This is a genomic window from Pelorhabdus sp. sgz311001 (genome assembly GCF_055901755.1).
Genome location: NZ_JBVXUT010000002.1, coordinates 86,667 through 99,927, shown reverse-complemented (window position 1 = coordinate 99,927; position 13,261 = coordinate 86,667). Strand labels below are relative to the sequence as shown.

13 protein-coding genes and 1 riboswitch are annotated in these 13,261 nt (G+C 42.8%); of the genes, 12 read left to right on the top strand and 1 reads right to left on the bottom strand.

All coding sequences use genetic code 11. The features are described 5' to 3' along the window. Positions 1-20: 20 nt before the first annotated feature. The gene (locus tag AC0MXB_RS06540; protein ID WP_474038841.1) at positions 21-941 is read right to left on the bottom strand and encodes an AEC family transporter; all 921 of its coding nucleotides are present in this window, start codon (positions 939-941) and stop codon (positions 21-23) included. A 265-nt stretch (positions 942-1,206) separates the two neighbouring features. Between AC0MXB_RS06540 and AC0MXB_RS06535 the strand changes: the two genes are divergently transcribed. The 12 genes from AC0MXB_RS06535 to AC0MXB_RS06480 all read left to right on the top strand — a co-directional run bounded on the left by AC0MXB_RS06535 (position 1,207) and on the right by AC0MXB_RS06480 (position 13,143). Further along, positions 1,207-1,980 carry an IclR family transcriptional regulator gene (locus tag AC0MXB_RS06535; RefSeq protein ID WP_474038840.1) on the top strand — a complete coding sequence of 258 codons (774 nt, stop codon included), beginning with the start codon at positions 1,207-1,209 and terminating at the stop codon, positions 1,978-1,980. A gap of 87 nt (positions 1,981-2,067) precedes the next feature. Further along, positions 2,068-3,132, top strand: a complete 1,065-nt coding sequence (gene buk, locus AC0MXB_RS06530; protein WP_474038839.1) for a butyrate kinase — start codon at positions 2,068-2,070, stop codon at positions 3,130-3,132. A 54-nt stretch (positions 3,133-3,186) separates the two neighbouring features. Continuing rightward, complete coding sequence (gene iorA, locus AC0MXB_RS06525; protein WP_474038838.1) at positions 3,187-4,965, top strand: indolepyruvate ferredoxin oxidoreductase subunit alpha; 1,779 nt, start codon at positions 3,187-3,189, stop codon at positions 4,963-4,965. A gap of 1 nt (position 4,966) precedes the next feature. Continuing rightward, positions 4,967-5,539 carry an indolepyruvate oxidoreductase subunit beta gene (locus tag AC0MXB_RS06520; protein WP_474038837.1) on the top strand — a complete coding sequence of 191 codons (573 nt, stop codon included), beginning with the start codon at positions 4,967-4,969 and terminating at the stop codon, positions 5,537-5,539. Positions 5,540-5,588: 49 nt separating this feature from the next. After that, positions 5,589-5,675: riboswitch (cyclic di-GMP riboswitch) on the top strand. Between the two features lie 60 nt (positions 5,676-5,735). Then, entirely contained in the window at positions 5,736-5,990 is a 255-nt protein-coding gene (locus AC0MXB_RS06515; protein WP_474038836.1) for a hypothetical protein, read from the top strand. 152 nt (positions 5,991-6,142) lie between these two features. Beyond that, positions 6,143-6,409, top strand: coding sequence for a hypothetical protein (locus AC0MXB_RS06510; RefSeq protein ID WP_474038835.1), 267 nt, complete (start codon positions 6,143-6,145; stop codon positions 6,407-6,409). 48 nt (positions 6,410-6,457) lie between these two features. After that, the gene (locus tag AC0MXB_RS06505; RefSeq protein ID WP_474038834.1) at positions 6,458-7,018 is read left to right on the top strand and encodes a hypothetical protein; all 561 of its coding nucleotides are present in this window, start codon (positions 6,458-6,460) and stop codon (positions 7,016-7,018) included. Positions 7,019-7,262: 244 nt separating this feature from the next. After that, positions 7,263-9,191 carry a serine protein kinase gene (locus AC0MXB_RS06500; RefSeq protein WP_474038833.1) on the top strand — a complete coding sequence of 643 codons (1,929 nt, stop codon included), beginning with the start codon at positions 7,263-7,265 and terminating at the stop codon, positions 9,189-9,191. A gap of 38 nt (positions 9,192-9,229) precedes the next feature. Continuing rightward, positions 9,230-10,411, top strand: coding sequence for a sporulation protein YhbH (yhbH, locus tag AC0MXB_RS06495; protein ID WP_474038832.1), 1,182 nt, complete (start codon positions 9,230-9,232; stop codon positions 10,409-10,411). Further along, a complete protein-coding gene (locus AC0MXB_RS06490) occupies positions 10,404-11,702 on the top strand; it encodes a SpoVR family protein (RefSeq protein WP_474038831.1) in 1,299 nt (432 codons plus the stop codon). Before yhbH ends, AC0MXB_RS06490 begins: the two co-directional genes overlap by 8 nt. 122 nt (positions 11,703-11,824) lie before the next feature. Next, positions 11,825-12,685 (top strand): response regulator, encoded by an 861-nt coding sequence (locus AC0MXB_RS06485; protein ID WP_474038830.1) that lies wholly within the window; start codon positions 11,825-11,827, stop codon positions 12,683-12,685. Next, complete coding sequence (locus AC0MXB_RS06480) at positions 12,676-13,143, top strand: chemotaxis protein CheX (protein ID WP_474038829.1); 468 nt, start codon at positions 12,676-12,678, stop codon at positions 13,141-13,143. Before AC0MXB_RS06485 ends, AC0MXB_RS06480 begins: the two co-directional genes overlap by 10 nt. Positions 13,144-13,261: the final 118 nt, after the last annotated feature.

Sequence of the window (13,261 nt, the reverse complement as noted above, 5' to 3'; positions counted from 1 at the left end):
ATTATTGCCATTTAAAAGTTTTAATTAATAAGACTTGTTCCAGTAATCACCCAAACAAGGGCGAAACTGATTACAATGGTCATATTCGCAACAGCGCCGACAAATTTCTGATCATAATGAAATTCAATAGCAAAAGGGATCACTGCTGTAGCAATTGGCAGGATGAGGCCTACTAACACGGTGTATTTGAATAGTTCGCCAAACGGTGCAATAAAAAAGATGGCTAGTCCCACAGCTAATCCAATTACATAGCGAAAAGCAAGAACTTTGCCAGCTTGTTTTATATGACTGAGACTAAATGAGAAACTGAGGTAGACGCCCAACAGTAAGAGAGACAGCGGACCGTTCGCTTTGGCGATTAGACCGGTGAAAGCAACAACAGGCTCCGGCAGCGTAATTCCTAGCAGCGCAATAAAAAAGCCAGCAAGATAGGACATAAGCGGCACGGACTTAGATAGGCGCGTAAAAATTGTTTTTACGTCAAGGGAACTGTCGGCAACTGAATAGTGATTAGCTAATAAGTAACAGAGCCCGAAGGTAACTAGAGCGTTGCCAATATCAAACATGCCAAAGTAGGTAATTCCTTCCTGACCCCAAATTACTTCAATAAGTGGATAGGCAAAAAGGCCGATATTGAAGCCCGGAAGGACCATCGACATGATGCCCCGGGTCGAACGAGCCTCGCGTTGAAAAAATAAAATACCTAACAGCGCCATAAGACAGCCGTAAATGAGGCTGAAAGCCGAGAGAGAGAGCAGTGAATAGTCAATCGTCACTTTACTAAACGTCGTAATAATTAAAGCTGGCAAAGTCACATTAAAGACGACACGAGCCAAGGCTTCGCCGTCGCTTTGGCGGATCAGTTTCACTGTTTTTAAAAAATAACCAAATAAGATGACGAGCAGGGAAATAAATAGTTGACTGGTTACTGAATCTGACATGAGAATCCCTTCATTTCTTCAATAAAATAAGCGGGTGCGTCCCGCTTCTCATCGTTGAGGTTCTTAGATTGGCTACATTCTAGCATGTTTATCCGGTCTTTTCAATGGATTTAGGCTCGAATTTATTAAAGTAAGTTTACTGTGAATTTTCTTGAATGTCTTACCAGAGCTTGTTATAATCAATTACAAAGAATAAAAAAATATATTATTGTTAAGATGAGTCTTATATATCGAATGGGAGGATGGGGGTTTTATAGCAATCACTATGGAGCGACAAAAGGGAGAAACGATTTTATCATTACATAAAGCAATAGACATTCTAAGTTTGCTGCAGCAGCAGGGAATGCCCATGGGAGTCACCGAAATTGGTCGCACTTTAGGTATGAATAAGAGTACAGTGCATCGAATTTTGGCAACCTTGGAGCAACGAGGTATGGTACAGCAAGACGCTGAGAATGGGCGATATTGGTTAGGCTTAAAACTCTATTCTTTAGGTATGGCCGTGAGTGAAAATATGCCGCTTAAGGCCGTGGCTTCGCCCTATATCCGGGCTTTGTCGCAGCAGTTTAATGAAGTGGTGCACTTAGGCGTTCTTGATCGAGCTGCCAGTGTAGACCCCAGGTTTCTTATTGTTGATAAGATTCAAATTCAGCAGTTTTTAAATATTACTCCTTCGATTGGTTTTGGCGCACCTTGCCATTGTTCTGGTCTGGGGAAATGCCTACTTGCCTTTACTCCCAGTGAGTATGTAGCGACTTTTACTGGCGCCGCCTTATCACGTTATACGGAAAAGACGATTATTGATTGGCCCAGCTTGTTAGCGGAACTTGCTTTCATTCGCCGTCAGGGCTATGCCATAGATAATGAAGAACTGGAAGTGGGGTTAAGCTGTATTGCAGCGCCGATTCTTGCTAAAAATGGGTTGCTTATTGGGGGCGTCAGTCTTTCGGGACCGACTTACCGAATCCAAGCATCGCAAGCAGAAATAATTGCAGCGGTGCAGGAGACGGCTCAGAAAATTTCGCAGCAAATTGACTAATTTTTTTTCGGAAAAAACCGGAACATTGTATCGTAATGCGGAACAAATTATTTATACGCAATCTGGACTTGAATAAGGAGGATATATATGAAACGTATTTTAGCGATTAATCCTGGAGCGACTTCGACTAAGGTAGCCGTTTTTGATGATGAAACGCCTATTTTTAAAGAGACAATGGAACATCATGGCCCGGAAATGGAAGCGTTTTCACGTGTGGTTGATCAATACCTTTATCGCATGGAGCTGATTCGTAAAACTCTAGAAGCAAACGGAATTTCTCTAAGCAGTATCGAGGCCGTTGTTGGACGTGGGGGATTGTTAAAACCGCTGGAAGGCGGGACTTACCAAGTGAATGAAGCGATGGTTGAAGATTTGCGTCAGGCGGCGCGAGGCGAACATGCTTCAAATCTGGGTGGTGTTTTGGCTTATGGTTTTGCTCAGGAATTAAAGATTCCCGCTTTCATCGTCGATCCGGTTACAGTCGATGAATTAGAGCCTGTAGCGCGTATTTCAGGAATTCCTGATTTGGAGCGTGTCAGCATGGCTCACGCTCTAAATATGAAGGCGGTAGCGCGTAAAGTCGCTTTGTCCCTTGCTAAGCCTTATGAAGAGTTAAATTTAGTTATTGCCCATTTGGGAACGGGGATTTCTTTGTCAGTTCATCATAACGGACGAATGATCGATTTTATCGATGGCAAAGAAGAAGGCGCTTTTGCACCGGACCGTTGCGGCGGTTTACCGGCAAGTCAGCTCGTGAAGCTTTGCTATAGCGGCAAGTATACCTATGAAGCGCTCAGAGATCGTTTATTTGGCAAGGGCGGTTTTTATGCCTATCTTGGCACGAAGGATCTGCGTGTTGCTGAAGAACGGGCGAAAGCAGGCGATAAAACAGCACAACTTATTTTAGAAGCCTTTACTTATCAAGTTGCCAAGGATATTGCGGCGTTGGCGTCGGTGGTGAAGGGCAATGTAGATCGCATTATTTTGACTGGCGGAATTGCTTATTCCGAAGCGGTTGTTGGCGCTATTAGCGAACGCGTTGTATTTATTGCTCCCGTAGCAGTTATGCCAGGAGAGGAAGAATTGGAATCTCTTGCCTCCGGCGCTCTGCGTGTACTGAATGGGGAGGAAAAAGTTAAAATTTATGCCTAGTTTGTAAGGACATTTTTTATTGATAAAAAGCTAAGAATGACAGGAGGAATTTATGTGAAAAAGTTGCTAACAGGCAATGAAGCGGTGGCGCAAGGCGCTTATGAAGCGGGCGTCGTTTACGCAGCCGCTTATCCCGGTACGCCTAGTACCGAGATTTTGGAAAATATTGCTCAGTTTAGAGGGGACATCATTGCGGAATGGGCGCCAAATGAAAAAGTCGCCTTCGAAAATGCGATCGGCGCGTCGTTAGGCGGCGGGAGAACCTTGGCGGCCATGAAGATGGTCGGGGTGAATGTAGCAGCTGATCCGCTTTTTAGTTTTGCCTATTCGGGTGTCAATGGCGGCATGGTACTTGTTAGTGGCGATGATCCTGGCTGTCATTCTTCGCAAAATGAACAAGATAATCGGTATTATGCTAAGTTTGCTAAGGTGGCTATGGTGGAGCCGAGCGATAGCCAGGAAGCAAAAGATATGGTTAAAACCGCTTTAGAGATTAGTGAAACCTTTGATACTCCTGTGCTATTCCGTATGACGACGCGCGTTTGCCATAGTAAAAGCATCGTGACGTTAGGAAAGCGGAGTGAAGTCGTTAAAAAAGCCTATGTTAAAAATCCCGCAAAATATGATTTGGTCCCGGCTGTAGCGAAAAAGCTGCGCGTAAATTTGGAAGAACGGCTGCGGACTTTACAACGCTACGCGGAAGAGACGCCGTTAAACTATATCGAATGGCACAGTAAAAAAATCGGGATTATTTCCTCGGGGATTGCTTTTCAATATGCCAAGGAAGTTTTTGGCGAAGATGCTTCATACTTAAAACTTGGTTTTACTTATCCGCTACCGCTCGAAAAAATCCGCACCTTTGCCACTGCCGTTGATATGCTCTACGTCGTGGAAGAGCTTGAGCCTTATTTGGAAGAGCAGATCAAAGCAGCTGGCATTGCCTGCATTGGTAAAGCGAAAATTCCTTATACTGGTGAATTAAATCCTGATATTGTCGCACAGGCGCTCCTTGGTAAACATCGCGAGATGATTTCTTATGACGCTTCCGTTGTAGTAGCGCGTCCGCCGGTTCTTTGCGCGGGCTGTCCTCATCGCGGGTTCTTTTATGAACTGGGAAAACGTAAGAATGTAGCGATTATGGGCGATATTGGCTGCTACGCTTTGGGCGGCGGCGATCCCTTAAATGCCAAAGACGCTGCCAACTGTATGGGCTCTGCTCCCAGTGTGGGGCATGGTCTGCAAAAGACTTTCCACTATTTTGGGGAAGATACGCGAGTAATTTCTACAATCGGCGACTCTACCTTTTTCCATACTGGTCTTATGAGCTTGATTGATATTGTCTATAATCGCAGCAATACAATTACTTGTATTCTTGATAATCGAATTACTGGTATGACAGGCCATCAGGATCATCCTGGCACTGGTTATACACTGCAAGGGATGCCAACGAAAGCGCTTGATATTGCTTCTGTGGTAAAAGCCATTGGCGTGGATCATGTCAAAACCATTAATCCTTTGCGCCTTGATGAAGTCAGTGAAGCGCTCGATTGGGCCTTGGCCCTTGACGAATCTTCGGTCATTATTACACGGTGGCCTTGTGTGTTAAAGAAAGCATCGCCGCAAGATCACGAAGAATTCGGCAACTATTTGGCAAAATGCAAAATTGATCAAGCGAAATGTATCGGTTGTAAAAAATGTATCAAAACAGGCTGTCCAGCCCTTCGTTTTGATAAGGCGGCGAAAAAGAGTTCGATCCATGCGATGCAGTGTGTGGGCTGCGAGGTTTGTGCGCAGGTTTGTCCGGTACAGGCGATTGCCAAGGAGGGGAAATAAGATGGCGACGAAAAATATTTTATTAGTAGGCGTTGGCGGCCAGGGAACCATTTTAGTGAGCAAGATTTTATCTACAGGTCTTATGGCTGCCGGCTATGACGTAAAAATGTCAGAAGTACATGGCATGGCCCAACGCGGCGGCAGTGTGAGTACCCAGGTTCGCTATGGTGAAAAGGTTTATTCACCCATTATTGGTAAAGGCGAAGCCGATATTCTCGTATCGTTTGAGCAGATGGAAGCGCTGCGCTGGTTAGATTATTTAAAGCCTGATGGCAAAATCGTTGTCAATGATTATCAGATTCCCTCAGCGCCGATTTTAAATGGAAAGTGCGATTATCCTACAGGCATTTTAGAAACTTTACAGGAGAAAGCGGCAACGACGATCATAGCTGCAGAAAAGATAGCCCTTGCGCTGGGCAATGGTCGCTGTATGAACGTTGTTTTATTCGGTGCTTTAGTCAAGGCGATGGACCTTACCACAATCCATTGGGACGAAGCAATGAAAGAACAGATTAAGCCCCAGCTTGTTTCAATCAATCAGGCCGCATTTCAAGCTGGGTTAGAGACAGTCTGATAGTTGCCAAGCCTTAAGGGGCATGGTATCATAAGAAAGAGTCAGCAAAAGAAAACGTCGGCAAACTTATCGAAAGGTAAGGACGCAAAGCTTTGGATCTAAGGACAGATCTGTCTATGAGCGCCAGGTTGCAATCAATTTGATGAGCAGCCTGGTTTTTTGTTGCTTAATTTAGGCAAATAAGGAAGGGTTTTACATGTTACAATATTTGGCCCGGCTCTTGGGCCGCTGTGAATGTTGTGGCCGTAAGGCTACGCGGCGCCTTGAAATGTATGACGATGGGCAGAATAAGTCCAAAGGGCATTATTATTGTGAAAGCTGCCTGAGTGAAGGCCTAAATCAAGCTGTTTCAGGCGAGTTTTTAGCTACAGGAAAAAAATTCACCTTATTTCATTCTGCGAATGAATTGGAACGAGCTGGTATTGCTTGTACTAATTTTTTGCAGAAATAGAACAAGAATAAAAAACCGCCGCAGTAAGCTTACGACTACATGAATGCTTACTGCGGCGGTTTTTTATTCTAAATAGAGGATTTGATCGGATTTTAGCGAAAAAGAATAAAAATAAAGATTTTCAGCCTGCAAGTAATGAGTGAGGTGCCAGGATGCGCTATTGTATTTTTTGCGGTGTAGAAATACCGAAAAGTGCTTTGTTTTGTCAGATCTGCGGCAAACGACAACCAGATCAAACGGAAGAAATGGCTGAGGCGGAAGCGGAAGCTGTAGAAACTGAGTTGGCAGATCCAGCGCCGCCGACTGGGCTGGCTGCTTTTTTGGCTTCGCCCAAAAAATTAGTGATTGCTGGAGTTGGCGCTTTTGTCGGGCTAATTATCATAGTAACTTTTGTTATTGTTGTTGTAACGAAAAAATAAGCAGTCTTTCAAATCTGTATAGATTGGATATTTCGGAGGAGATTAGCTATGTATTGTCCTCAATGCGGTGTGACCATCAGTGTGGAAGGAAATTTTTGCGGCAAGTGTGGCAAGGATGTGGCCTATCTAACACAATCAGATAAACAGCCAAAAGCTGCCGTTCCTGCTTCGCCCACAGAAGAACTCGCCTCACCAGTACCAGAGACTACAGCGACGGAGGGTTTGGTTATTACAGAAGCCGAAGTAGCAGCGGCTGCTAAGGCGGCTGAAGAGTTGTCAGGCGAAGGCGGTGACTCAGCGAAAAAAGCGGACGAAGCATCAGAGCAAGTACCAGAGCCAAAACCGCCGCAAGTGGGTGCATTGTCTGGCGGTAGCGCCGATCATAAAAAACCTGCTGTCGTTTATTTTTGTAACTCTTGCGGTACGGCTGTTTTTGCTGAAGATAACTATTGCTACGAATGCGGCAAAAAGACACAAAAAGAATATTATTGTCAACAAGCTGCCGGTTTTACGAAGAAGAAGAAAGTTCTATTTGGCCTTATCGCCCTTACCGCTTTTTTTGGTACGGCATGGCTGATGTATCGTTTTGCTAAGTCTTGGTTTCATTAACTTATTGGTGATTCGCGCTATTTACGTTTGAGGCATGATTTAGTTTTGCTATCATAGTATATTTTAGTATATTTAAAATTTTCTTTATCAGTATTCATGTTATTTTGTTATAGACATCGATAAAAAAATCTGCTATATTAAATCAAATGGTAAGCCGTGTCTTCTCTGAAGGGATAAAAATTCTTTTGGTGTGATGGCTTATCATTTTTTTATTATAATTGCATGCAAAGAAGGGGGAGAAAGTATGGCAAATTTTGATTTCGTCAGTCTGATTAAACAAGATCGGGTAGAGAGAAAGCACGAGCATTTTTCTGGCACGCTGCTTGATTATCTGAAAATCGTAAAAGAAAATCCGAAAGGAGTCATGCTAGCTCATCAACGCATGCATGAACTATTAACAGCGCCAGGCGTTGATATTGTAAGAACAGAAGAAGATCCGCGCTTGAAACGGATTCATGGCAATGATACGCTGCGGCGTTATCGTTTTTTTGAGGATCAGTTTTTTGGCATCGATAAAAGTATTATGAAAATCATGCGTTATTTCCACTCTGCAGCTATGAAAGGTGAGGAATCACGGCAAGTTTTATATTTAGTAGGGCCTGTAGGTGCAGGAAAATCTTCTTTGATGGAAGCGTTAAAACGGGCCTTGGAGATGAGTCCGCCGATTTACACTCTGGAAGGCTGTCCGATGCGGGAAGAGCCGCTGCATCTAATTCCTAAACATTTACGACCTCAATTTGAAGAAATTCTTGGTGTTAAAATAGAGGGGGATTTGTGCCCAGTATGCCGTTATCGTTTGAAAAATGATTTTCATGGTGAATATGAACGATTTCCTGTAACTGTGGCTGAGTTTTCCATCCGTTCCCGCAAGGGCGTTGGTGTTGTACCGCCGGTTGATCCTAACAATCAGGATACGTCGGTGTTATCTGGCTCTGTCGATATATCAAAAATGGATTTATATTCGGAAGACGACCCGAGAGTTCTGGCTTTAAATGGTGCTTTTAATGTGGGCAATCGCGGGATTGTGGAGTTTATTGAAGTGTTTAAAAATGATGTAGAGTATTTGCATACGATGATTACGGCGACACAGGAAAAATCAATTCCATCGCCAGGCAAAGGCTCGATGATTTATTTTGACGGAATTATTTTAGCTCACTCCAATGAAGCGGAATGGAATAAATTTAAGTCAGATCATACGAATGAAGCGATTTTGGACCGGATTGTCAAAGTGGAAGTGCCCTATTGCCTCGAACTAGACGAAGAAGTGAAAATTTACCGAAAAATGCTGAATAATAGTGCTTTTTCTGCTCATATTGCGCCACATACCATTGAGATGGCTTCGATGTTTGCCATTTTGAGCCGACTCTCTCCTTCAGCCAAGATTGATCCCTTAAATAAGCTTAAGATTTATAATGGCGAAGAAATTGTAGAGAAGGGCTCTACCAAAAAGGTCGATATTTTTGAACTCAAAGATGAGGCGCAACGGGAAGGCATGACTGGCATTTCTACTCGCTTTATCATGAAAGCGATTGATACGACTTTATCGGAATCTGAATCGAATTGTATCAATCCGATTGCGATTATTGATACTTTGATTAAAGCAGTTAAAGAAATGGCTATTGGCGATGAAGAACGAAAACGCTATCTTGGTTTCATCCAAGACACAATTAAAAAAGAATACAATAAGCTCTTAGAAAAAGAAGTGACGCGGGCGTTCATTCATGGCTATAAAGAACAGGCTGAGAGCCTCTTCAATAATTACCTCGATCATGCCGAGGCGTTCGCTAATTCATCAAAGATCAAAGATCCTCACACTGGCGAAGAGCTAGAACCTGACTTGAAATTTCTGCAGTCGATTGAAGAACAGATCGGCATTAGCGGTTCTGCTGCCGCCGGTTTTCGCCAAGACGTAACATCGTATATGTTTTCGCTGCTGCGAAATGGCGGCAAGATTGAATATAAAAGTTATGAGCCTTTAAAAGAAGCGATTGAAAAGAAATTGACGGCTTCGGTAAAAGAGTTATCGCGGGTTATTACCAAAGCCAAAGTGCGTGATAAAGAACAAGACGGTAAGTATGATGCGATGGTCGAAGAAATGAAGCGAAGCGGTTATTGCGATCATTGTTGCAATGTGATTTTAAAATATGCCGCAAATAATCTCTGGAAAGATTGATTTTTTGAATTTGTATGACAGGGGAGGGGAAGGGCGCCATGGCTGTCTTTAAGGATGGTAGCAAGGCTAGTTCCGATCGTTCCCAATGGGATCGCAAGCGACATCGCGAACTAGTCGAAGAAGCGATCAAAAAAGATCTTGGCGGCATTGTGGCCGAAGAGAGTATTATTGGTCAAAGCGGCAATAAAAAGATAAAAATTCCCATTAAGGGAATTAAAGAATATCAATTTATTTACGGGAAAAATACGCCAGGAACTGGTTCAGGCACAGGCGGTGAGGCGAGAGGTCAGTCGATTGGTAAGACAAAAGAGGGTCAGGGAGAAAAGATCCCTGGCCCAGCCGGCAGCGATGCAGGGGAAGATATTTTTGAAACAGAAATTACTCTTGATGAGTTAGCAAATTATCTTTTTGAAGATTTGCAGTTGCCTGATTTAGAACGGAAAAAGTTTTCGCAACTGGAAACGCGCCATAAGCATAAACGTTCCGGTTTTCAGAAAAAAGGAATTCCGCCGCGGTTGGCTAAAAAAAGAACGCTTATTGAAAAAATTAAGCGCCAGCAGACAAGCTTACGGGAAGCTGACGTTGCAGCAGGAGAAGAAGAACGGCCGCGAATTCCCTTTCGGGAAGAAGATCTTAAATATTACCGTATTAAAGAGGATGTTGATTATCACTCTAATGCAGTCGTATTGTGCATTATGGATACTTCCGGCTCGATGGATCAGACACGTAAATATCTTGCTAGAAGCTTTTATTTTCTCTTATATCAATTCGTCCGCTACAAATATGAACAGGTCGAAGTTGTTTTTATTTCTCATTCCACCGAAGCTAAGGAAGTCACAGAAGCAGAATTCTTTCACAAGGGTGAGTCAGGCGGTACTTTTATTAGCAGTGGCTATAGCAAGGCTCTGGAGATTATTGAGCAACGCTATAATCCATCGATCTGGAATATTTATGCCTTTCATTGTTCCGATGGCGACAATTGGTCGGAAGACAATGAAAAAGCGATTACTTTGGCCAGCAAGCTTTGTGAAATTTGCAACCTCTTTGGGTATGGCAATGTGGGCGCGCCACAGTGGGGCAGTACGATTCAAGACGACTTTGCCAAGAAAGTAAAAGCGCCGAATTTTGTAATGACATCTATGCTGACTAAAGATGATATTTGGCCGTCCTTTAAGAAAATTTTAGAAAAAGAACAGGCAGGAGGGGAGGATTATGAATGATTATACCTTAGCAGATCTTGCCACCTGGAATGAGAGGATTGAGCAGCTTGTTGGAAAAATCGGCCTGAATACCTATGAGCAGCACTTTGAACTGTGTAGCTATGAGGATATGCTTTGTTATGAAGCCTATGTGGGGATGCCATCTCACTACCCCCACTGGAGCTTTGGCAAAGCTTATGAACGGCAAAGAACGTTTTATCAGTATAATTTGACGGGCCTACCTTATGAGATGGTTATTAATTCCGATCCCTGCATTGCCTACCTCATGCGTGATAATACGCTGCTCTTGCAAATTCTTACAATGGCGCATGTTTATGGCCATAATGATTTTTTTAAAAATAATCGCCTATTTAGACAAAATACCAGGGCGGAATATACGATTGAAATGTTTAAGGCCCATGCGGATCGGATTCGTAGCTATATTCAAGATCCCACGATTGGCCCACAAAAAGTGGAGCGAATTTTAGATGCGGCTCATGCACTGAAATTTCAAATTCCCCGTACTATTTTGCCCAAACGCCCCCCAGAGCAACAAGATGAAACGGCGGAAAAAGCGGGTTTAGATTCGTTTCACCATGATTTGCTGGGCTTTTTAGGCGAAAAAGGCAAACTGAGTGAATGGGAAAAAGATTTGGTTCACATTGTAAGGGAAGAGGCGTTGTATTTTGTGCCGCAGATTGAAACAAAAATTATGAATGAAGGGTGGGCCAGCTATTGGCATTATCAGATTTTGCAAGAAATGGATTTGCCGCAAAGTCTCCACCTGGAATTTTTACAGCGCCACAATTTAGTGATTCGGCCCCATCAGGGGCGCATTAACCCCTATTTTGTGGGGTTTAAGATCTTTGAATATCTTGATAAGCGGGACGGACGCGAGTCACTTATGGCGATTCGCCAGGACGAGCGTGATCAGTCTTTTCTACGGCGCTATTTAAATGAAGAATTATGCCGTGATCTCCACCTCTTTACTTATGAGGCAAAAGGTGAAAATTTTGTCGTAAGTGAGGTCGCTGATGAACTAGGCTGGCGCAACGTGAGAGATCAGCTGGTTCATTCAGTGGGAATGAGCGGAATTCCCTTTATTTATCCTATCGATATCGAAAAAGGCACTTTGATTTTAGAACATGATTTTGATGGTCGTGAGCTTGAGCTAGCTTATGCGCGGCAAACTTTAAAACATATTGTGGAACTTTGGGGCAATTCGGTTGCATTGCATACTGTTTTATCAGGTAAAAAGTGGGAGATTATTTGTACCGATGATCAAAAAATTGCCGAAAGGGAAGTTTTTTGATTTTGATAATTTCTAATTTGGTGCTTTTTTGTCGAATTTTAATAGTTAACTATTGCCACTTTTTCCTAAGCGCGGTATACTCCAATTAAGGACTGTTATATTAGTTTTAGAGGAGTGATGTCATGTCCGTAAGAGTATTAATTGTAGATGATTCACCTTTTTCACGAACGATTATTGCTGATACTTTAACAGATGCTGGCTATGAAGTCGTTGGCGAAGCAGATTCATTGGATGAACTGTTAAAAATTTATTCAGAAGAGAAACCCGATATCGTAACAATGGACATTGCCATGCCGGAACATGACGGTTTTGATTGCAGTCGGGCGCTGCTTCGCGAAGATCCGAAAGCGAAAATTGTTTTACTGAGTTCAATGAAAGATGAAGAAACGGAAACCGAAGCGAAACGAATTGGTGTTTCCGGTTATGTACAAAAGCCAATTGAGGCAGAAGCAATAACCAAAGTAATAACGAATATTTTATCGCCTGATTCACTCTTTCTGCAATTAAAGGAACGCGCTTTAGAAACCTTCCAGGAGGCTTTGGCGCAAAATATTACGCGCATGACAAAAAGTCCAGTTCAGTTTGCCAAAGAGGAAGGAAAAGAAAATCAATATTCTTCCCAGGGAATTACAACAGTCATTGGGATTATCGGACAATATTCTGGTTCGATGATTATGGATATATCAGAGGCAACGGCAGGGGCCATTGCTGAAAAAATTCTTAAACGGCCACCAAAGGGAAAAGAGGAAGTATTGGCTATGGTTGCCGAGCTTGCTAATATTATTGCGGGTATCGGTTGCTCCATGCTGAATAAGAAAGAAAAAGCCCTTGGTCTTCGCGTTTCGCCGCCTAGTATGTTCCACGGCAATAATACGGAGATTATCAGTCCTACCGTAGATATGGAAATCGTAATTGCCGAAACCGATTATGGCAAAGTGATTCTCGGTATTGGCTTTAAGAAAGGGTCGGTATTATGGATGTAAATTTAATCAATCCAATTTTAGCAGCATTTGCTGAGATTTTACCGCAAATCGGCCTACAAAAAGTCGAGAAGAAAGGGATCTCTTTAGTCGGTTCCACTTTTACTTATGAAGGCGTTCTTTTGAATATTGCCGTTATTGGTTCGATTAAAGGCGTGATTTTGATCGGGATGGATCTTGAATCTGCTAAAAAGTTTGCTTCGAAAATGATGATGGGAATGCCGGTTCCTGAATTCGATAAACTAGCGCAAAGTGCTGTATCGGAAATGGGTAATATGGTTTGTGCCAATGCTTGTACGCAATATACCAAGATTGGCATTGAAGGCTTGGATATTTCTCCCCCGACGATGATGATCGGTCAAAGTGGTCAGGTTACCTTATCGGTACCAAAAGTCATTGTAATTGATTTTGTTGTGGATGATGAGATTAAAATTAATATGCATTTAGGTTTAGAAAAATAATATAGTGTGATTACAATGAGATAAAAGCGCTTAGTGAGAAAAACTAAGCGCTTTTTTTGCGTTTTTTTACAGAATGATTTACCCCTAGACAGTAGTCTATTATGCTTTGATAATTTAC